This window comes from Streptomyces sp. NBC_00582, assembly GCF_036345155.1.
In the GTDB taxonomy this organism is placed as follows: Bacteria; Actinomycetota; Actinomycetes; order Streptomycetales; family Streptomycetaceae; genus Streptomyces.
The window spans coordinates 9,806,513-9,826,371 of the sequence record NZ_CP107772.1 but is presented as its reverse complement, the minus strand read 5'-3'; the positions used below and the strand labels follow the sequence as shown (position 1 = coordinate 9,826,371).

General features: G+C 70.6%; 17 protein-coding genes and 1 pseudogene. 9 read left to right on the top strand and 9 right to left on the bottom strand.

The window, feature by feature from the left end; genetic code table 11:
* Positions 1-34: 34 nt before the first annotated feature.
* Positions 35-784 carry an IclR family transcriptional regulator domain-containing protein gene (locus OG852_RS44490; protein WP_133914263.1) on the top strand — a complete coding sequence of 250 codons (750 nt, stop codon included), beginning with the start codon at positions 35-37 and terminating at the stop codon, positions 782-784.
* Between the two features lie 32 nt (positions 785-816).
* Here the strand turns inward: OG852_RS44490 and OG852_RS44485 are convergent, their stop codons facing one another.
* Entirely contained in the window at positions 817-1,599 is a 783-nt protein-coding gene (locus OG852_RS44485; protein WP_133914264.1) for an IclR family transcriptional regulator, read from the bottom strand.
* Positions 1,600-1,768: 169 nt separating this feature from the next.
* Between OG852_RS44485 and OG852_RS44480 the strand changes: the two genes are divergently transcribed.
* The 5 genes from OG852_RS44480 to OG852_RS44460 all read left to right on the top strand — a co-directional run bounded on the left by OG852_RS44480 (position 1,769) and on the right by OG852_RS44460 (position 6,255).
* Positions 1,769-2,671: an ABC transporter substrate-binding protein gene (locus tag OG852_RS44480; protein ID WP_330350865.1), complete on the top strand. Its 903-nt coding sequence runs from the start codon at positions 1,769-1,771 to the stop codon at positions 2,669-2,671.
* Positions 2,668-3,498: an amino acid ABC transporter permease gene (locus OG852_RS44475; protein ID WP_330350864.1), complete on the top strand. Its 831-nt coding sequence runs from the start codon at positions 2,668-2,670 to the stop codon at positions 3,496-3,498. Before OG852_RS44480 ends, OG852_RS44475 begins: the two co-directional genes overlap by 4 nt.
* Positions 3,498-4,247, top strand: coding sequence for an amino acid ABC transporter ATP-binding protein (locus OG852_RS44470; RefSeq protein ID WP_133914451.1), 750 nt, complete (start codon positions 3,498-3,500; stop codon positions 4,245-4,247). The genes OG852_RS44475 and OG852_RS44470 overlap by 1 nt, the downstream gene beginning before the upstream one ends.
* On the top strand, positions 4,244-5,143 hold the full coding sequence (gene mmuM, locus OG852_RS44465) for a homocysteine S-methyltransferase (RefSeq protein WP_330350863.1): 900 nt from the start codon (positions 4,244-4,246) through the stop codon (positions 5,141-5,143). The genes OG852_RS44470 and mmuM overlap by 4 nt, the downstream gene beginning before the upstream one ends.
* Positions 5,144-5,271: 128 nt before the next feature.
* Positions 5,272-6,255 (top strand): isopenicillin N synthase family dioxygenase, encoded by a 984-nt coding sequence (locus OG852_RS44460; protein ID WP_330350862.1) that lies wholly within the window; start codon positions 5,272-5,274, stop codon positions 6,253-6,255.
* Positions 6,256-6,292: 37 nt separating this feature from the next.
* Here OG852_RS44460 and OG852_RS44455 read toward each other — a convergent pair whose 3' ends face one another.
* The 4 genes from OG852_RS44455 to OG852_RS44440 all read right to left on the bottom strand — a co-directional run bounded on the left by OG852_RS44455 (position 6,293) and on the right by OG852_RS44440 (position 9,510).
* Positions 6,293-6,823 (bottom strand): GNAT family N-acetyltransferase, encoded by a 531-nt coding sequence (locus tag OG852_RS44455; protein WP_133914268.1) that lies wholly within the window; start codon positions 6,821-6,823, stop codon positions 6,293-6,295.
* Positions 6,820-7,956, bottom strand: coding sequence for an LLM class flavin-dependent oxidoreductase (locus OG852_RS44450; protein ID WP_330350861.1), 1,137 nt, complete (start codon positions 7,954-7,956; stop codon positions 6,820-6,822). Before OG852_RS44450 ends, OG852_RS44455 begins: the two co-directional genes overlap by 4 nt.
* Before the next feature lie 385 nt (positions 7,957-8,341).
* Positions 8,342-8,944, bottom strand: coding sequence for a hypothetical protein (locus OG852_RS44445; protein WP_133914270.1), 603 nt, complete (start codon positions 8,942-8,944; stop codon positions 8,342-8,344).
* 128 nt (positions 8,945-9,072) lie between these two features.
* Positions 9,073-9,510: a winged helix-turn-helix transcriptional regulator gene (locus OG852_RS44440; RefSeq protein WP_330351613.1), complete on the bottom strand. Its 438-nt coding sequence runs from the start codon at positions 9,508-9,510 to the stop codon at positions 9,073-9,075.
* A gap of 139 nt (positions 9,511-9,649) precedes the next feature.
* On the opposite strand from OG852_RS44440, the gene OG852_RS44435 reads away from it, so the two are divergent.
* Positions 9,650-10,522, top strand: a complete 873-nt coding sequence (locus tag OG852_RS44435) for an aldo/keto reductase family oxidoreductase (RefSeq protein WP_330350860.1) — start codon at positions 9,650-9,652, stop codon at positions 10,520-10,522.
* 713 nt (positions 10,523-11,235) lie between these two features.
* Positions 11,236-13,785: a GH32 C-terminal domain-containing protein gene (locus OG852_RS44430; RefSeq protein WP_330350859.1), complete on the top strand. Its 2,550-nt coding sequence runs from the start codon at positions 11,236-11,238 to the stop codon at positions 13,783-13,785.
* 17 nt (positions 13,786-13,802) lie between these two features.
* On the opposite strand, the pseudogene OG852_RS51095 reads toward OG852_RS44430, so the two are convergent.
* Positions 13,803-14,060, bottom strand: a pseudogene (locus OG852_RS51095) (hypothetical protein); the annotation flags it as partial.
* Between the two features lie 250 nt (positions 14,061-14,310).
* Here OG852_RS51095 and OG852_RS44420 point away from each other — a divergent pair.
* Positions 14,311-15,630, top strand: a complete 1,320-nt coding sequence (locus OG852_RS44420) for a cytochrome P450 (protein ID WP_330350858.1) — start codon at positions 14,311-14,313, stop codon at positions 15,628-15,630.
* 410 nt (positions 15,631-16,040) lie between these two features.
* Here the strand turns inward: OG852_RS44420 and OG852_RS44415 are convergent, their stop codons facing one another.
* The 3 genes from OG852_RS44415 to hppD all read right to left on the bottom strand — a co-directional run bounded on the left by OG852_RS44415 (position 16,041) and on the right by hppD (position 19,617).
* Complete coding sequence (locus OG852_RS44415) at positions 16,041-17,576, bottom strand: NCS1 family nucleobase:cation symporter-1 (RefSeq protein ID WP_133914282.1); 1,536 nt, start codon at positions 17,574-17,576, stop codon at positions 16,041-16,043.
* Between the two features lie 349 nt (positions 17,577-17,925).
* A complete protein-coding gene (locus tag OG852_RS44410; RefSeq protein ID WP_330350857.1) occupies positions 17,926-18,084 on the bottom strand; it encodes a hypothetical protein in 159 nt (52 codons plus the stop codon).
* Positions 18,085-18,411: 327 nt separating this feature from the next.
* On the bottom strand, positions 18,412-19,617 hold the full coding sequence (gene hppD, locus OG852_RS44405; protein ID WP_133914283.1) for a 4-hydroxyphenylpyruvate dioxygenase: 1,206 nt from the start codon (positions 19,615-19,617) through the stop codon (positions 18,412-18,414).
* Between the last annotated feature and the right edge of the window lie 242 nt (positions 19,618-19,859).

Sequence of the window (19,859 nt, the reverse complement as noted above, 5' to 3'; positions counted from 1 at the left end):
GACGGTCTCCTCCGGACTCTGTAGCATCCGGCGCATGGACGTGGCGACGGGTGCACTGCCTCGAGGGCTCGGGCTGGTGGAGCGGGTGGTCCGCGGGGAGCTCGACAGCCGAGGGGGACCCGGTGTGGTCCGGCTGGCGGAGGAGAGCGGGCTGGACAAGGGGCAGGCGTCGCGGCTGCTGCGGGATCTGGTCGACACCGGGACACTCGCCCGGGACGGGCACGAGTTCCGCGCCGGGGCGAAGCTGCTGGCCGTCGCGGCGCAGGCCGGTCCCTGGGGGGTGGAAAGCCGGGCGCTGCTGCGGGGGTTGGTGGTCCGGTTCGGGGCGTGTGCGTACGTGGACGTGCTCTGCGGAGCGATGGTGCTCTCGGTGCGGGCCGAGCTGGCGGCCTGGGCCGAGTTCTCCTGGGCGCGGGCGGGGCGGCTGACCCCGGTCTGGTGCACGGGGGCGGGGCGGGCGCTGCTCTTCGACCACGCGCGGGAGGAGGTCGCACACCTCCTCGGCGGCGAGGACTTCATCGGGGCGGGCGGCCCCTACGCGCCGCGGACGGTGGACGATCTGCTGGAACGGGTCGCCGCGGACGCCGGGCGCGGGGTGGCGGTGTGCGAGGGCGAGTACGACGAGGACGTGCTGGAGGTCGCCGCGCCGGTGCGGGATCCGCACGGGGACGTCGTGGCGGCGGTCAGCGCGGTCGTACCGCATGCGGCGGCCAGGGACGACCGGGACGAGATCATCGCGGCGATCGGGGACGCGGCGGCACGGCTGGCCTCCCTTCTGGGCTGACCCTCGCCGGCACCTCGTCCGACCACGGACGCTCAGCCCTGCCCCGTCTCCTCCTCCGTCGAGCGCAGTGCGGCCGTCAGCCAGTCGCTCCAGCGGACCACCGAGTCCGCACAGGCCGCCGTCGCCGGCTCCAGACGGCGGCGGGGGCCGACGACCTGCACCGCGGCGACGATCTCCCCGCGGAAGTCCCTGACCGGAGCGGCGAGCGAGTACAGGCCGGGTTCGGCCTCCTGGTCGACGATCGAGTAGCCGCGCTTGCGGGCCGCGTCCAGCCGGGCCAGGAAGTCGTCCAGGCCGGTCGGCGTATGGGGGCCGTGGCGGACGAAGGAGGTGCGGGCGAGGACGGCCGCGACCTCGGTGTCGTCCGCGTCGAAGAGCAGGGCCTGTCCGGCGTCGCTGCAATAGGCGGGATAGGCGCGGCCCACCCAGGAAACGAACGAGGACAGCGCCGACGGCATCGACTCGAGGATCGTCACCGAACTGGCGCCCCGCAGGACGCCCAGATAGGCGCACTCCCCCGTGTCGGCGGCGACGCCCTCCAGCGCGGTACGGCCGTCCCGGCGCAGCCGTGCCTCGGTGATCTGCTGGGCACGCGCGTACAGCTCCCATGCGACGGAGTAGCGCAGCGACGCGGGATCACGGCGCAGGAACCGGGCCGTCTCGAGGCTCCGCAGGATGCGGGAGACCTGACTGCGTTCACGGCCGAGCAGCGCGGCGACCTCGGCGGCGGTGTGGCCGCGCGGGTCCTGCGACGGGTGCTGGGCGAAGAGTCGGAGCACGGCCAGGCCGCGTTTGAGGCTGCTGTCGGTGGTCATCGCGGGCCGAGCATAGCGCCACGCCGAGGGGTCGCTTCGCGCCTTCGTTGCGGGGACATTGCAGGTTCATTGCAGGGTCCGTGCATGATGCGCAACTGGACTTGCCTATTACGCATCCAGGGATAGTCTCCAGCCATCCCTCGCACTTCAGGCTCATCAGGAGTTCGCCTTGTCCGCTCTGCGCCCGCTAGTACTCCTCGGTTCCGCGGCACTGCTTCTGGCGGGCTGCGCCGATCCCTCCCAGCCGACCGGCGCCTCCTCCGGCACGTCGTCCAGCGCCTCCGCCGGCGCCACCTCGATCGCGAAGAACGCCGCGCTCGCCGCCAAGGTCCCGGCCGCCTTGAAGGCGAGCGGCATCACGGTCGCCAGCGACGTCAGCTACCCGCCGATGGACTTCTTCGCCTCCGACAACAAGACGGTCATCGGCGCCGAGGCCGACCTCGACAAGGCCCTCGGCACCGTCCTCGGCGTCAAGGTCACCCTCGTGAACGTGCCCTTCGACTCGATCCTGCCCGGCCTCCAGTCGGGCAAGTACCAGCTCGGCGTCTCCTCCTTCACGGACACCGCCGAGCGGGAGAAGGTCGTCGACTTCGTCACCTATTTCGACGCGGGCACCTCCCTGCTGGTCCCGGCCGGCAATCCCCAGGCGCTCAAGCCCGGCGGCGACTCGCTGTGCGGCCGTACCGTCGCCGTGGCGAAGGGGTCCACGCAGGCGCTCGTGGACCTGCCGGCCCGCGCCAAGACCTGCAAGACCCCGATCAAGGCCAGCACCTTCCCCGACGGCACCGGCGTGAACCTCGCCGTCACCAGCGGCCGCGCCGACGCCGCCCTGGCCGACTCGCCGGTCGCCGCCTATGCCGCCCAGCAGTCCGGCGGAAAGCTCGAGGTCGCCGGGGACTCCTACGGCGACGCGCCGTTCGGCATCGCCGCACCGAAGAACAGCGAGCTGACCGAGCTGCTCAAGTCGGCGCTGGAGGACCTCAAGGCGAGCGGCGGTTACGAGCAGATCCTCGCCAAGTGGGGCCTGGAGTCCGGTGCCCTGGACACGTTCGAGATCAACGCGGCCTCATGACCGCCGAGTTGCCGGTCTACCGCCGCCGCAGGCCCGGCCAGTGGGTCCTGACCCTCGTCGTCGTGCTCCTGGCCGCGTCCCTGGCCCAGTCGCTGATCACCAATCGGCGCTTCGGCTGGGACACGGTCGGCACCTGGCTGTTCAGCCGGACCGTGCTGCGGGGCCTGCTGACCACCCTGGAACTCACCGCCGCCGCCATGGCGATCGGGCTCGTGCTCGGCGTCGCGCTGGCCCTCATGCGACTGTCGGACAACACGGTCGCCCGGGCCGTCGCCTGGGCGTACATCTGGCTCTTCCGGGGCACCCCGCTGCTGGTGCAGCTGCTGTTCTGGGGCTTCATCTCCGCGCTGTACCCGACGCTGTCGCTGCACCTCCCCCTCCTGCCGGCGATCGGCGACGTCCCCGCGAACTCCGTCATCACGACCTTCACCGCGGCCCTGCTCGGCCTCGGCCTCAACGAGGCCGCCTATCTCGCCGAGATCATCCGGGCCGGGATCGTCTCGGTCGACCCCGGGCAGACCGAGGCGGCGGACGCGCTCGGCCTGTCCCGGGCCAGGACCCTGCGCCGGATCGTCCTGCCCCAGGCGATGCGGGTGATCATCCCGCCGGTCGGCAACGAGACCATCTCCATGCTCAAGACGACGTCCCTGGTCAGTGTGCTGGCCTACGCGGAGCTCCTGTACTCCGTGCAGATCGTGTACGCCCGCACCTACCAGACGATCCCGCTGCTGCTCGTCGCCAGCATCTGGTACCTGGCCGTCACGACCCTCCTGAACGTCGGCCAGCACTACCTCGAACGTCACTTCGCGAAGGGCAGCAGCCGATGATGATCGAGGCCACCGGTGTCCGCAAGTCCTTCGCCGGGCGGGAGGTGCTGCGCGGCGTCGACCTCCGCGTACCGCGTGGGACGGTCACCTGTGTGATCGGCCCCTCCGGGTCGGGGAAGTCCACCTTCCTGCGCTGCGTGAACCGTCTGGAACGGCCCGACGGCGGCCGGATCCTGGTCGACGGCGCACCGATCGGGTACGAGCCGTACCGGGACGGGCTGCGCGAACTGCGCAGCCGTGACCTGGCCCGGCAGCGTCGCACCATCGGCATGGTCTTCCAGCGCTTCCACCTGTTCCCGCACCTGACGGCACTCGCCAACGTCGTCGAGGGGCCGGTCGGCGCGGGCCGCCCCCGCGCCGAGGCCCACGCCGACGCGCTGGAACTCCTCGAACGGGTCGGTCTGGCCGACCGGCGCGACGCCTACCCCGCCCAGCTGTCCGGCGGGCAGCAGCAACGGGTCGCCATCGCCCGCGCGTTGGCCATGCGACCGAAGCTCATGCTGTTCGACGAGCCGACCTCGGCACTCGACCCGGAACTGGTCGGCGAGGTGCTGGACGTCATGCGCGGCCTCGCCGCCGACGGCATGACGATGCTCGTCGTCACCCACGAACTGGGCTTCGCCCGCGAGGTCGCCGACGAGGTCGTCTTCTTCGACGACGGCCGCGTCCTGGAGTCCGGACCACCCGCCCGCATCCTGACCGCCCCCGACCACCCCCGAACCCGCGACTTCGTGACGAGAGTGCTGTGACGACCTTCCGCGACGCCCTCACCGCCGGCCCCCTCGTCCTGGACGGCGGCATGTCCAACGAGCTGGAGGCCCAGGGCCACGACCTGAGCGGCGCCCTCTGGTCGGCCCGTCTGCTGCGCGACGACCCCGACGCGATCAGGGCCGTCCACCGCGCCTACTTCGCGGCGGGCGCGCAGGTCGCCATCACGGCCGGCTACCAGGCCACGTACGACGGTTTCGCCCGACTGGGCATCTCCCGCTCCGAGACCACGGCACTGCTGCGACGCAGCGTGTCCCTGGCCCGCGAGGCCGCCGAGGCCACCCCGGGGAAGGGCTGGGTCGCGGCATCCGTGGGCCCGTACGGCGCGATGCTGGCCGACGGTTCGGAATACCGGGGCGACTACGGCCTCACCGTGGCCGAACTGACCCGTTTCCACCGCCCCCGGCTGGAGGCACTGGCCGAGGCGGCCCCCGACGTCTTCGCCGTCGAGACCATTCCCGACCTGCGCGAGGCCGAGGCCGTGCTGATCGCCCTGGACGGCCTGGGCATCCCGGCCTGGCTCTCGTACAGCATCCGGGGGACGACCACCAGCGCGGGCCAGCCGCTGACCGAGGCCTTCGCGCTGGCCCGTGGCAGCGACGCCGTCGTCGCCACGGGGGTGAACTGCGCCCCCGCCGCCGACACGGCCGCCGCGCTGGCCCTGAACACCGCACTCCCCGGTGTCGTCTATCCGAACGGCGGCGGCGTCTGGGACCCGGAGACCCGCCGCTGGCTGGGCGCCCAGGACGAGATCGCTGACCTGGCACCGTCCTGGCTCGCCGCCGGCGCGGCGCTCGTCGGCGGCTGTTGCCGGGTCGGCCCCGCCGAGATCAGACAGCTGGCCGAGCGCCTCGGCGCTTCGACGCCAGGCCACTGAGCGGCACTCCGAGACGACCCCAGGCCCGCACCCGTCCGGTGGGGCAGGGCGCCGGACCCGGCGCGCCGGACAACCGCTCCCCGCTCCCCACCTCCTCGTACACGAACCACCCGCAAGGAACTCCATCCATGTCCCAGCTCCCCTCCCTCCCGGTGATCGACCTCTCCGCCCCCGACCGTGACGCGCTCCACCGGGCCGCCCGCGACGTCGGCTTCTTCCAGTTGGTCGGTCACGGCATCACACGCGCCGAACAGGACCGGCTGCTCGGTACCGCCCGTGACTTCTTCGCCCTGCCCGAAGCCGACCGGCACGCGCTCGACAACCTCAACTCGCCCCACTTCCGGGGCTACACGCGGATCGGCAACGAGCACACCCAGGGCCGCCGCGACTGGCGCGACCAACTCGACATCAGCAACGAGCTTCCCCCGCACGTGCCCGCCCCGGGCGAGCCGCCCTACTGGTGGCTCGAGGGGCCGAACCAGTGGCCCGAGGCCCTGCCCGTGCTGCGGGAGGTCTCGCTGGAGTGGATGGCCCGGCTCAGCGCGGTCGCCCACCGGCTGCTGCACGAGCTGCTCGCGGCCATCGGCGGCCCCGAGGACTTCTACGACGACGCCTTCTCCGGCCACCCGCGCAACCACCTGAAACTGGTCCGCTACCCCGGGCGGGCCCCGCAGGGGGACGACCAGGGCGTGGGTGTGCACAAGGACTACGGCTTTTTGACCCTGTTGCTGACGGACGAGGTTCCCGGACTCCAGGTGGAGACGCCGGACGGGCAGGGCTTCATCGACGTGCCGTACCTGCCGGGTGCGTTCGTGGTGAACCTCGGCGAGCTGCTGGAGGTCGCGACGAACGGCTACCTCAAGGCGACGAACCATCGCGTCGTCTCCCCGCCGGGAGCACGCGAGCGCTTTTCCGCACCGTTCTTCTACAACCCCCGCCTCGACGCCCGGATCGCTCCGCTTCCCTTCCCCGGCGCGTCGGACGCGGCGGGCGTGACGGCGGACCCGGCCAACCCGCTGTTCGCCGAGTTCGGCTGGAACGAACTCAAGGGCTGGGTCCGCGCCCACCCCGCGGTGGTGAAGAAGCATCATCCGGAGCTGATCACCGCGTGACCGAGCAGGATCGTTGAATCAGCGCGTCGCCGGTTGTTCACCGGTCGATGGCCGTTGCGGTGGCCGTGCCCTCGGAGAGCTGCTTCTCGAACGGCAACGGGCCGATGCTCTCCGGGTCGGCCTCCGTGTCGAACAACGGTGTGTAGCCGGTGGCCAGGTACAGGCCGACGGCCTCCGGCTGGCGCGGGCCGGTGGTCAGACAGACCCGCCGGTAGCCGCGGACGCCCGCCTCGCGTTCCAGTGCGGCGACGACACGGCGGGCCAGACCGCGCCGCCGGTGGGCGGAGTGCGTCCAGATCCGCTTCAGTTCGGCTGTGGCCTCGTCGTAGCGGCGGAAGGCGCCGCCCGCGATCGGCTCACCGTGCTCTAGGAGCAGCAGCAGGACGCCGCCGTACGACGCCGTGAACTCCTCGTCCGGGTAACGGGCGAGCTCGGCATGGGCGTCGATGCCGTACCGGGACGTGTACTCCTCGCCCAGTTCGCGCAGCAGTGGTCTGACTCGTGGGTCGTCGACCGTGACGTGAACGACCGTCGGCTCGGCCGAGAGCGGTGGGGTCAGCGACGTCATCCGCTCACCGCCGCAAGGGTGTGCGTGCCGCGGGCGGCCCGCTGGGCGTCGCGTTTGGCGACCTCCTCGCGGACGATCGGGATCACGTACCGGCCGAAGTCGATCGCGTCGCCCAGCAGGTCGTAGCCACGGGCGGAGAGGATGTCCACGCCCAGGTCGTAGTAGTCGAGGAGCGCCTGGGCCACCGTCTCGGGGGTGCCGACCAGGGCGTTGGAGTTGCCCGCGCCGCCGGTGGCGACGGCGGTCGGGGTCCACAGGGCACGGTCGTAACGCTCCCCCGCCTCGGCGATGGCGATCAGCCGCTGCGAGCCCGTGTTCTCCGGTCGGGCATGCCCGTTGTGGCGCTTGCTGATCGGCTCGCCCTTCTCCTTGCGGGCCTTGATCGCGCCGACCGTGCGGTGGGCCTTCTCCCAGGCCAGTTCCTCCGTCGGGGCGATGATCGGGCGGAACGCCACCTGGATGCGCGGCACGTCGGTGCGTCCGGCGGCCTTCGCCGCGGCCTTCACGGCCTCGATCTGCTCGGCGGTCTTCGCCAGGGGCTCACCCCACAGGCAGTAGATGTCGGCCTCGGCGCCCCCGGCGGCGTACGCGGCGGGCGACGAACCGCCGAACGACACGTTCGGGCGCGGCTGTTGGGCCGGGAAGACGTCGCTGACGAAGTCGTGGAAGCGGTAGTGGCCGCCCTCGTGGTCGAAGGGCTCGTGAGTGGTCCAGATCTTCTTGACGACGCGGATGTACTCGCGGGTGCGGGCGTAGCGCTCGTCCTTGGTGAGGGTGTCGCCCTCGCGGCCCTGCTCGTGGTCGTTGCCGCCGGTGATGAAGTGCACCGTCAGCCGGCCCTCGCTGATCTGGTCGAGGGTGGCGAACGTCTTGGCGGCGAAGGTGGGATAGGAGACGTTCGGCCGGTGGGCGAGGAGGAGTTGGAGGCGGTCCAGCCGGCTCGCGATGTACGCGGCGGCGGGCGCGGGATCAGGGGATCCGGAGCCGTAGGCGAACAGCACCCGGTCCCAGCCATGGTCCTCGTGCGCCCGGGCGAGGCGGAGTGTGTACTCCTTGTCGAAGGCGCCGGCGGAGCGCGGGGTGGTTTCGGAGCCGTCGTGGGTGGCGGCGATGCCGAGGAATTCCACGGGCATGGGAAGGGCCCTTTCGAAGGAGACGGACCGAACCGCAGGGCATGGCGCAAGGGCCTTGCGAGAGGCGGGTGACGGGTGCGCCGTGCGGACGGGTCGGTGCGGAAGTGACGACGCCGGGCGCCGGGAGACGCAGTGCGGGGGCAGCGCGCGCGAGGGCGGAAGGCAGGCCGCGCCGCGGTCAGGAGGAAAGGACGGGCCGCCGGGCAGCCCGCCGCGGGGTCAGGCGCAACACGCGGCGGACCACACCCGACCGAAGTCGATGTGGTCACGCGAGACCAAGGGCTCCTGGGCGTCCATGCGATCAATTCAGCAGTCCCGGCCGCTGTTCGTCAAGCGGCGCCCGGATGCCGGAACGCCGGGGCACCGATCCACGCGGTGTCGGTGCTCAGTCCCCGTTCTGTCTGCGCCGCAGTGCGCGACGCTGCTTTCCTGGCAGGGTGGAGGCCAACTCTCCGACCGGGGAGACGTCGTGGCAGGCGCCGTCCCTGCCGCCCCGGCACCACCACACCGGTGGGCCGGCCGGGTCGTCCGTTTCGCCCAGGTACCCGTCGTCAGTGGTACCAGCGGGACGAGGATGCACTCCGGTCCTGTGTTCCGGGCAGAGCGGCCAGACCTGCCAGAGCAACTCCATGACGGTCGACTGCGCCGCATCCGCGACCACGGTCAGGACGGTCTCCGCATCGTCCGGCTCGAGCGGGTCGCCCTCCTCCAGGTCCCACGCGTTCACCGGATTGCCGTGCCAACGGCCGTCGGGCATCGCCACGTAGACCTGCCCCCTGTCGAGTCCGCCCGGGAGCACGGGCTGCCAGGGCGGTTCAACCACCAGGATCAGCGCGTCCTGCCCCGGCAACGTCGCCGTCAGGTCACGATTGACCCGAGCGAGCGCGGCCTCCAGCTTCGGCCACTCACCGGGCTCGGCCCGCCTGGGCTCCGGGGGACACCGCCGGTCATGACCAGGGCCGACGCTGACGTGCGAGAAGTGGTTCACCGGGGCATCGTCCCAGCCACCCTGTCCCGGCCGGCCACCCACCCCTGGACCGGACACCCGCCGTGGGCCGGGTCGAGGACGGCGTGGTCGGACCTTCGATCCACCTCCGGCCTGGTGGGGGTGTGTCCTCAGGAGGTGCGGGCGTCGTGGTTCTCTCGGTGTGCGAGGACCTCGGCCATGTGTGTCTGGGCCCACTCTCTGAGCCCGCGCGTCATGTGGTGGAGCGAGAGGCCGAGGTCGGTCAGCTCGTAGGAGACGGTGACGGGGACGGTTGGTGTCACGGTACGGGTGAGCAGACCGTCGTGCTCCAGCGACCGTAGCGTCTGGGTCAGCATCTTCTGACTGACCCCGGCCAGAAGACGGGACATCTCGGAGTAGCGCATCGCCTTCGGAGCGTCTGAGTGTGCCGCACCGGGCCGGCCAGGGCCGGTGTCGCCGCCCAGCGCACACAGGATCAGGACGACCCACTTGTCCGAGATACGGTCGAGCAGCTGCCTGCTGGGGCACCCGGCCAGGAACGCGTTGTACTCCACCTTGGCCTGAGCCCTTTTCTCGGCCGCCTTCATCGTCGTCACTGATCGCACCTCTCACCGATGGGTGGGTTACGCACTCCAGAGTGCCTACTTCCCGACAGGAAGTTTCTCTCCAATGCTTATGCAGGGAGGCGGCACGCGCCACCCCCAGTGCACGAGGAAAGGCAACAAGATGAGCACACCCTCCCTCTCTCTTCCCGGCGGCACCTGGACTCTGGGGGACTTGACCGTCACCCGGTTCGGCTACGGCGCCATGCAACTGGCCGGCCCGTGGGTCATGGGGCCGCCCACCGATCGCGAGGGTGCCCTGGCCGTTCTGCGTGAAGCGGTCGACCTCGGTATCACCCACATCGACACCAGCGACGCCTACGGGCCGCGCGTCACCAACGAGTTGATCCGTGAGGCACTGCACCCCTGTCCCGAGTCGCTGCACATCGCGACCAAGGTGGGCGCGACCCGGGACGAACAGGGCGGCTGGCCCACGGCCCGGCGACCGGAAGATCTGCGCCGCCAGGTCCACGACAACCTCAGGTCCCTCGGGCTCGACGTACTCGACCTGGTCAACCTCCGGCTCGGCGACGCCGAAGGCCCTCAACCCGGCTCGCTCGCCGAGGCGTTCGCCACGCTCGTGGAACTCCAGCAGCAGGGCCTGATCCGCCACCTCGGGGTCAGCAACGCCACCGAGGAGCAGGTCGCCGAGGCACAGAGCATCGCGCCGATCGTGTGCGTGCAGAACATGTACAACCTCGCCCACCGCCACGACGACAAGCTCATCGACCGGCTCGCCACCGACGGCGTCGCGTTCGTGCCCTTCTTCCCGCTCGGGGGCTTCACGCCACTTCAGTCCACGGCGCTCTCGGCGGTCGCCGCTCGACTGGAGGCAACACCGATGTCCGTCGCACTGGCCTGGCTGCTGCAGCGGTCACCGAACATCCTGCTCATCCCCGGCACGTCATCGACGGCACACCTGCGCGAGAACATCGCGGGCGCGGGACTCTCCCTCTCGCACGAGGACCTGACCGAGCTGGACGACATCGGCCGCTGAACGCCCCGTAGCCACGACCGCGACGTTGCACGAGCCACCCTGACGCGGGCTTCGCCCCACTTGCGAGAATGACCGGCGCGGGCTGGAAGAGACGACATCAGGGTCGCCGGCTACAACGGCGTCGACCACCCGGACGTCGAGGCAGTGGGAGACGCGCCTGGGAAGCTGGCTGCGGGCAGGCGAGATCCACTTCCCGTACACCACGCTCCGCGGAATGGAGCGCGCCCTGCGCCTGTGCCCGAGGCCCGCGGCCTGCTTCGGCCTCCGCCGCGCTCCTCGTCCGGTCCAACGGCAGTACGGCGCCGCCGAGGTGACCCGCGTCCGTGTCATCCGCGGCCTTCTGGCGTTGGGCCTCACCCTGGATGTGCACGTGTGCCGACGCCCCGCCGGCTGTCGCGGGTGACGGCCAGGGGAATCACCGACTCCGCGACCAGGGTGGGGCCTTGCGCAGGTGACGGGCCCAGGCGACCATCGCCGTCGTCGAGTCGGCCCTCGCCGACCGCTTCGGCGCCACGGCGGTCGCCACGTTGCGGCAGACCCTGTCGGCCGACCGGGGGCAGCCCCCGCTGGTCGCCGCACCCTGACGGCGTCCCTCGGCTCAGGGTGGCCTCCGCCGATCCTGCCCCGACCGTTGACGTGTTGGCCGGCTTGCGCACATCATCGGCTCGATGTCATCGATGACACAAGTCATCGTTGACACCTCAGGAGGCCGCATGAGCTCTGCACGTGTACCCCGTCCTGCCCGTGTGTGGCTGATCGCGGCGGCGGCGACCGTCTGCGCCCTGTCCGCCGCCTCGCTCGCCCCCCTCGCCCCTCAGGCCGCCGCGGCCGAAGCCCCGCCGTACTCCGAGACCCATCGTCCCCAGTTCCACTTCACTCCGGAGAAGAACTGGATGAACGACCCCAACGGCCTCGTGTACTACAAGGGCGAGTACCACCTCTTCTACCAGTACAACCCCAACGGCGACTCGTGGGGCGACATGTCCTGGGGCCACGCCGTGAGCACGGACCTCGTGCACTGGAAGGAGCTGCCGCTCGCCCTGTCGTACGACGACAAGGAGATGGTGTTCTCGGGCAGTGCCGTCGTCGACCGGGACAACACCACCGGATTCGGCACGCAGAAGAACCCGCCCATGGTGGCGATCTACACCCGTCACGACAAGTCCACCGGCCTACAGTCGCAGTCACTCGCCTACAGCACCGACCGCGGCCGCACCTGGACCAGGTACCCGGGGAATCCCGTCATCGACATCGGCTCCCGGGACTTCCGCGACCCCAAGGTCCAGTGGTACGCGCCCACCAGGAGCTGGCTGATGACGGTGTCGCTGTCCGCCGAGCACAAGGTGCGGTTCTACTCGTCCAAGAACCTCAAGGACTGGACGCAGCTCAGCGAGTTCGGCCCGGCCGGCGCGACGGGCGGGGTCTGGGAGTGCCCCGACCTGTTCCCCCTCGCCGTCGACGGGCACGAGAACAACATCAAGTGGGTCCTGGTCGTCAACATCAACCCCAGTGGTATAGCGGGCGGTTCAGCCGCCCAGTACTTCATCGGCGACTTCGACGGCACGAAGTTCACCGCCGACGACAACGGCACCTACACCCCGCCCGCCGGCACCGTGACGCAGGACTTCGAGGGCACCGATTTCGGTTCGTGGACGGCCACGGGCACCGCGTTCGGCGCGGGACCGGCGGCCGGGACGCTCGACGGGCAGCAGACGGTCTCCGGCTTCGACGGCAAGGGCCTCGCCAACAGCTTCCACTCCGGTGACGGCACCACCGGCACCCTCACCTCACCCTCCTTCACCGTCGACAGCCCCTACCTGAACTTCAAGGTCGGAGGCGGCCGGCACCCGCACGAGTCCGGCACGGTCCTCGCCGACTTCGAGGGCGGCACCTACGGCGACTGGACGACGACCGGGGACGCCTTCGGCTCGGCACCGGCGACCGGCACCCTCCCCGACCAGCAGGAGGTCTCCGGTTACCTGGGAAGCGGCCTGGTCAACACCTACCGCACCGGCGACTCCACCACCGGCACCCTCACCTCCCCCGAGTTCACCCTCGACAAACGCCACGTCAACTTCCTCATCGGCGGCGGCAACCACCCCGCCGACTCCCCCCACCCCACCACCGTCGAACTCCTCGTCGACGGCCAGGTCGTACGCAGCGCCACCGGAAAGGACACCGAGGCACTCGACTGGTCCTCCTGGGACGTCCACGACCTCGCCGGCAAGAAGGCACGGATCAGAATCGTCGACGACAACACCGGCGGCTGGGGCCATATCAACGTCGACCAGATCACGCTGTCCGACACCCGGGCTCAGCCCGGCTCCCGTGAGACGGCCGTCAACCTGATCGTCGACGGCCAGGTCGTGCGCAGCGCCACCGGCTCCGACGGCGAGACCCTGGACTGGGCCTCCTTCGACCTGCGCCCCTACCTGGGCAAGAAGGCGCGGATCCAGCTCGTCGACGACAACACCGGCGGCTGGGGCCACATCCTCGCCGACCGGTTCACCGCCGCCGACGCCCCCGCTCTCTCCGTTGTGCAGCGCGCCGACTGGGCGGACTACGGCAAGGACTACTACGCGGCGGTGTCCTGGGAGAACGCGCCGGGCGGCAAGCGGTACATGATCGGCTGGATGAGCAACTGGGACTACGCGGGCGCCGTCCCCACCTCCCCCTGGCGCGGAGCGCAAAGCACCCCGCGGGAGATGGCCCTGCGCACCGTGGACGGTCGTATCCGGATGGCCAGCGAGCCGGTGACCAGCGTGACGTCCCTGCGGCAGGTCCCTCCGGCGACCGCGACCGCGAGCCTCGTGACGAACACCTCGCAGCCACTGATCGGTCCCGCCGCCGACGGCAAGGCGCTCGACATCGAAGCCACCTTCTCCCTCATGGACGCCGAACGCTTCGGCCTCAAGGTGCGCACCGGCACCACGGGCGAGGAGACCGTCATCGGGTACGACACGGCCGCCCAGCAGCTGTACGTCGACCGCACCCACTCCGGCGCCGTGGACTTCCACCGCACCTTCCCGGGCGTCCAGACCGCACCGCTCAAGGCGGAGAACGGCACGATCAAGCTGCGGATCCTGGTCGACTGGTCGTCCGTCGAGGTCTTCGGCGGCAACGGCGAGGCCGTGATCACCGACCAGATCTTCCCCGACCCGCCCGACCAGGGCGTACAGGTCTTCGCCGAGAACGGCTCGGTACGCCTGGACAACGCCACCGTCTGGCATCTCGACTCCGCCCACGCCGGTGGGCTTCCGTGACTGACCGGCCGGACCGGCTAGGACGGCGCAGCGACCCAGCCGTGATAGGTGAAGCTGTGGACGGGGTTCGCCGTTTCCAGCTTGATGCTCACCGCGCATCCGAGGGCGGGCTCCAGCGCCTCGCAGCGGTACAGCGGAGTGTCGAGAAGCACCGGTACGACCTCCTCGCCGAGCATGTCCAGCTGCTCCAGCGCGGTCTTGAGCGACAGGCCACCGCCGTCCACGATGAACAACTGGCGCTGGTAGTCGCCGGCGTACTCGCGGAGGGTGAGCGTCGTCCAGTACGGCCCGTTCGTGATGAACACTGCGAGCTCGTCGACCTCTGGGACTACCCGCTGCGGCACCTGAACGAGCCGCTGCCCCCGTCGATGAGCCAGTACCGGGTGGGGTTCTCCGCCTGACACAGGCCGCCTTGATGCCGGGTCCGGTACCACCGGTCCCGGCGTCCCCTTTCCGCCCCCTGGGTCCTGGTGATGCCGCACACATACGTCCTGGTCTGCGTCGGCCCCGTGTTAGCGTCCGGCCGTGATCTTCCCGGCTCTGGACGTACCCGCACCCCGTGGCGGAGCAGGGTCCGGCCCGGCGGCCGGCCCCGGATCCGCCGACCCTCGTGACCCGCTCGGTGTCCTCGACCTGTTCGGCGCCCCTTTCGTCCACGATCCGTACCCCTGGCTGGACCTTCTGCGGTCCGAGTCCCCCGTGCACCACGACGCCGGCACGGGGCTGTGGCTGGTCAGCCGGCACCAGGACGTACGGCGGGTGCTCCTGGACCCGGGCGTCTTCCACCCGGACAACGCCCAGAACGCCGTCACCCCGCTGCCCGTCCCCGTGCTGCGGGTCCTCGTCCGAGGCGGCTTCACGTTTCCTCCCGCGCTCGCCAACAACGGCACTCCGAGCCATCCCGGACTGCGCCGCCTGGTCACACGGTTCTTCAACGCCGGTCGCGTCGCGGCCGCCGTACCGGTGATCGAGCGCGTCGCCGACGAGCTGCTCCGGCCGGTGCGGTCCGAACTCGACGCGACCGGCGCCGGCGACCTGTTCACCTCGTTCGCTCAGGTGCTGCCCTGCCACGTGCTGATGGAGCTCCTCGGTATCGAGGGCGTCGACCCGGCGACACTCATCCGCTGGAGCGACGCCTCACTGGAGCTGTTCTGGGGCAGGCCCGCGCCGGAGCGGCAGCGGGAGCTGGCGGAGCTCGTCGTGGCCTTCCATCAGTGGCTCACCGAGACCGTGCGCGGGGGTTCCGCCCCCGCCGACTCGTTCATCGGGGCGCTGTCCCGCCATCGCCTGCCCGACGGCGGTCCGCTGGACGTCGGGACCGCGGTCGGCATGTGCTTCTTCGTCTTCATCGCCGGTCAGTCCACGACGGGGCAACTCATCGCCACCGTGTTGCGCCGGGCGCTCGCTGAACCGGGCATGTGGGCGCGCGTGGCGGAAGAGGAAGGCGCGGCCGAGGCCTGGGTGGAGGAGGTCCTCCGGCGTGAGCCTCCGGTGACGACCTGGCGCAGGGTCGCCGCCCGGGCCACCGAACTGGGCGGGGTGCGCCTGCCGGCCGGCGCACAGCTGCTGCTGATGCTCATGGGCAGCGGTTCCGATCCGGAGGTCTTCCCGGAGCCGGAACGGATGTGCCCGCATCGCGAGAACATCCGCCACCACCTGGCCTTCGGAGCCGGCCGGCACCGCTGCCCGGGCGCCTCCCTGGCCCGCACGGAGGCGGCGGTGGCGCTCCGAGCGGCGGCCCGCCGCCTGCCATGGGTGCGGCAGGCGGCGGGAACGACGGACACGCCCATGCTGGGCCTGCTGTCCTTTCGCGCTCCTCTGCGGGTGCCCGTGGCACGGCCGTAGCCACACACGGGGAGAAGGACCGAGGGTCGGCACCCGCGGAAAGCACTGACGCCGCCCCTCAGCGCCGGTGCGCTCTCCCACACCGGTCGCGTCGGGCACCGGGGTGTTGAGGAGCTGGAACTCCCACGTGGTCACGATCCCGGTCGCACCGTCCGCGGCCGCGTGGAGGGCCGGCATCGCCACGCAGATCTCAGGAGGGCGACCATGCGCGACAGTGCTCCTTTTCGTACCGGACGGTCGGCATCGACACGGCGATGCCCGCGAAGACCGGGCACCGTCTCGCCGATCTTCCCCGTCCACTATCGGCACCTCCGGCGCCCAGCTGTTCATGATGCGAGGCGCGGCGCGGCGCGGCTGGTGTGTCCCACCGGCCGCGCCCACACCACGAGTTGATTCCCGGTCCGGGTTGTCTACGATCCCGTGGCGGCGTCCGTCCGTCCCTGTGCGGCCGGGGCGTCGGCGGTGCGCGGGGAGAGCGGGCTCCGGCCCCTGCTGAGGGCGAGGTAGAGCGCCCCGGACACGGCGACGCCGATGAACCAGGAGTACGGCCCCAGGTTGTCCCCGTATCCGGACGGACCGTACACGGGAAGGACGCTGGAGAAGACGGAGCCCACGGCGGCGGCCACGAGCGCCCGGATGTTCCAGCCGCCCTGGAAGCGGAACTCCCCGTCCTCCTGGTAGAGCGCGGGCACGTTCAGCTGGGTCTTCCGGATGAGGTAGTAGTCGACGACGAGTACGCCGAAGAGCGGGCCCATCGTCGAGCCGATGGCGTTGACGAAGCTGGGGGCGTTGTCCCAGGGGTGCAGCGGGTACAGCAGCAGCGCGATGACGGCGGCGATGAGGCCGCCGCGCCGGAAGGTCACGTACTTCGGTGCCACGTTGGCGAAGTCGAAGGCGGGGCTGACGAAGTTGGCGACGACGTTGATGCCGAGCGTCGCCACGGCGAAGGTCAGGGCGGCGAGCAGGACGAGGGCCGCGCTGTCGAACTTGGCGGATATCTCGGCCGGCTCGAGGATGACCTCCCCGTACACCTTGCTGGCTGCGGCGGTGGTGATCGCGGCGACGAGGGAGAAGAGGATCAGATTGACGGGCAGGCCCCAGACATTGCCCTTCTTCAGGGTCTTCTCGTCGGGGGTGAAGCGGGCGAAGTCGCCGAAGTTGAGGAACAGGGCCGCGAAGTAGGTCACCCAGGTGGCGGCGATCGCGGCGATCGCGGCGAACGAGCCCGGACTGACGTCGAGTCCGGTGGCGTTCTTGGCGAGCGCGGCCAGGTCCTTGCCCGGCATGTCGACGGAGAAGGACAGCGCCCCGGCCTTCACGGACAGCGCGATCGCCAGCACCAGCATCATCAGCCAGACCGCGGGCCCGGCGAAGTCCTGGAACCGGCGGACCGTCTCCATGCCCTTGCTGATGATGAGGAGCTGGGCGGCCCAGACGCCGAGATAGCACAGCACTTCGAGGCCGCTGTGGTCGAAGAGGTGTGTGGTCTCGTGCAGGTGCCTGGGGCCGTCGTAGCGGACGAGGAAGGCGACGATGGCGCCGGCCGCCGCGCTGGTCTGCGCGCCGTACCAGAAGGTGGCGACCACGGCCCGGGCCAGCGCGGGGACGTTGGCGCCGAAGGTGCCGAACGAGGCGCGGGCCAGGACGGGGTAGGGCACGCCGGTCTTGACGCCCGCCCTGCCCATGAGGGTCATCAGCCAGTAGATGACCAGCGAGCCCACACCGATGCCGACGAGGAACTTGAAGGTGTTGCCCGCGACGAGGAACAGGCTGGCGGCGAGGAAGTAGCCGTACAGGCTGTGCACGTCCGAGGTCCAGACGTTGAAGATGCTGAAGGCGCCCCACTTGCGCTCGGTGGCGGGAGCGAGGTCTTCGTTGTACAGGCGGGGGGAATACCCCGGCGGTGTGACGGTTCTGTCCGCGTCCGCGCTGTCCGTGGCCGTCATGTGTTGCTCCTTTGTGCTGGGCCCCGACATCTGCCTCCGGCGTCGCGCCGGATGGTAGATGTGTCAGAAAACGGCCCTGGTGTTGCACCTGGATGCGCCGCATGTAACGGACGCGTCAACGGAAAGTTTTTTCCGTTTCCGAGACCTGAGGGTGCGCCGCAGCCGGCGAGCCTCCCTCGCATCAAGGATCGGCATCGGCCACCCTCGGCATCCTGTTGAACGCGGTCGGCGACACCCTGCTGAGGCCGCTGGAGGCGCCCCTCGGCCTGGACGTCCCGGTGGACGAGCTGGAGATCCTCGACCCGCCCCACCCCGTCAGCTGCTGTTCGCCATCGGCGTCAGCCTTTCCTCACCCGACGCCGAAGCGGCCCTCCGCACGGCCGCCAGAGCCGGGTGCACGGCCCTGGTCGTCAAGCTCCACGGCGCCGATCCTGCCGGGCTGTGCCGACTCGCGCGCGAGGAGGGCGTGGCGCTGCCGACGGCGGACGACGAGGTGAACTGGCGCCATCCGGACAGCCTGCTCTCCGCGGTGCTCTCCACCCGGTCCGGGCAGCTCCTCCCGCGGGGGCCGGTGCCCGCCGGGGCCGACGCGCTGCCACCGCTCACCGCGGCGGTTGGCGCGGGGGCGGTCGGACGCCGAGGCCGGGGAGGAGGCCGTACCGGTTCCACAGGGGCCGCGTGCGGGAGCGGGGCGGCGGCCCTCGTCGTCGCGGCCGACCGCCCCGCACCGGGCACGACGACCGCGACCGCACCGGCAGCCGCGTGCGCGTCGCGCGGCCTGCGCCCCGCCCCGTCGTCACGACCCGCGCAGGCCCGGGAACGACCCGGGCGGAGCCTAGAAGTTGCCGCGCTTCTCCTGCTCGCGCTCGATCGCCTCGAACAAGGCCTGGAAGTTTCCCTTGCCGAAGCCCAGGGAGCCATGGCGCTCGATGAACTCGAAGAACACCGTGGGACGGTCACCGATCGGCTTGGTGAAGATCTGCAGCAGGTAGCCGTCCTCGTCGCGGTCGACGAGGATGCCGCGCGAGGCCAGCTCCTCGATGGGCACGCGGACCTCGCCGATGCGGGCGCGCAGCTCCGGGTCGGTGTAGTAGCTCTCCGGCGTGGCGAGGAACTCGACGCCCTTGGACCGCAGGATGTCGACGGTCCTGATGATGTCGTTGGTGGCCAGGGCGAGGTGCTGGGCGCCGGGGCCGCGGTAGAAGTCGAGGTACTCGTCGATCTGCGAGCGCTTCTTGCCGGCCGCGGGCTCGTTGAGCGGGAACTTCACCCGGTGGTTGCCGCTCGCGACGACCTTGCTCATCAGCGCCGAGTACTCGGTGGCGATGTCGTCGCCGATGAACTCGGCCATGTTGGTGAAGCCCATGACGCGGTTGTAGAAGTCGACCCACTCGTCCATGTCGCCGAGCTCCACGTTGCCCACGACGTGGTCGAGCGCCTGGAAGAGGCGCTTCGGCTCGTCCTCGGACTTCACATGGCCCGAGGTACGGGCGACATAGCCGGGCAGGTAGGGGCCGGTGTAGCGGGAGCGGTCCACCAGGGTGTGGCGGGTGTCGCCGTACGTGGCGATGGCGCCGATCCGGACCGTGCCGTGCTCGTCGGTGACGTCGTGCGGCTCCTCCAGCACGGTCGCGCCCTCCGCGCGGGCGTGCTCGATGCACTTGTCGACGTCGGGCACCTCGAGCGCGATGTCGATGACACCGTCGCCGTGACGGCGGTGGTGGTCGAGCAGCGGGCTGTCCGGGTCGACGCCGCCCTTCAGTACGAACCGGATCGCCCCGGAGCGCAGCACGTACGCGTGGTGGTCGCGGTTCCCGGTCTCGGGGCCGGAGTAGGCGACCAGCTCCATGCCGAAGACCACCTGGAAGTACAGCGCGGCCTGCGTCGCGTTGCCCACCGACCAGACCACCGCGTCCCACCCGGTCACCGGGAAGGGATCGCCCCCCTCGTCGTACTCCACGAGCCCGACCAGCTGCTTGAGCTGCTGCAGATCGAGTTCCGCCAGTCGTTCCTGGCTCGTGAGGGTCTGCTCGATGCTCATGCGTCATCCCTTTCGGTGTGCGTGTCTCCAACGCGTGGCGGTAGAACACACCGGCACCCCTCACCTGCACAAGAGTCGCCTCGCAGGCTGTTCAAGCTGCTCAGTTTGCCTCATTCAAGAGGGCTTCATATATACAATCTGCCCAGTTGAGAGTGGCTGATCGTCATGTCTGAGGTGCAGCCGCCGGATGCCTTGGAACGGTCGGATGCGGCCGCGAGCTGGACATGGGTGCGGCGGGATTC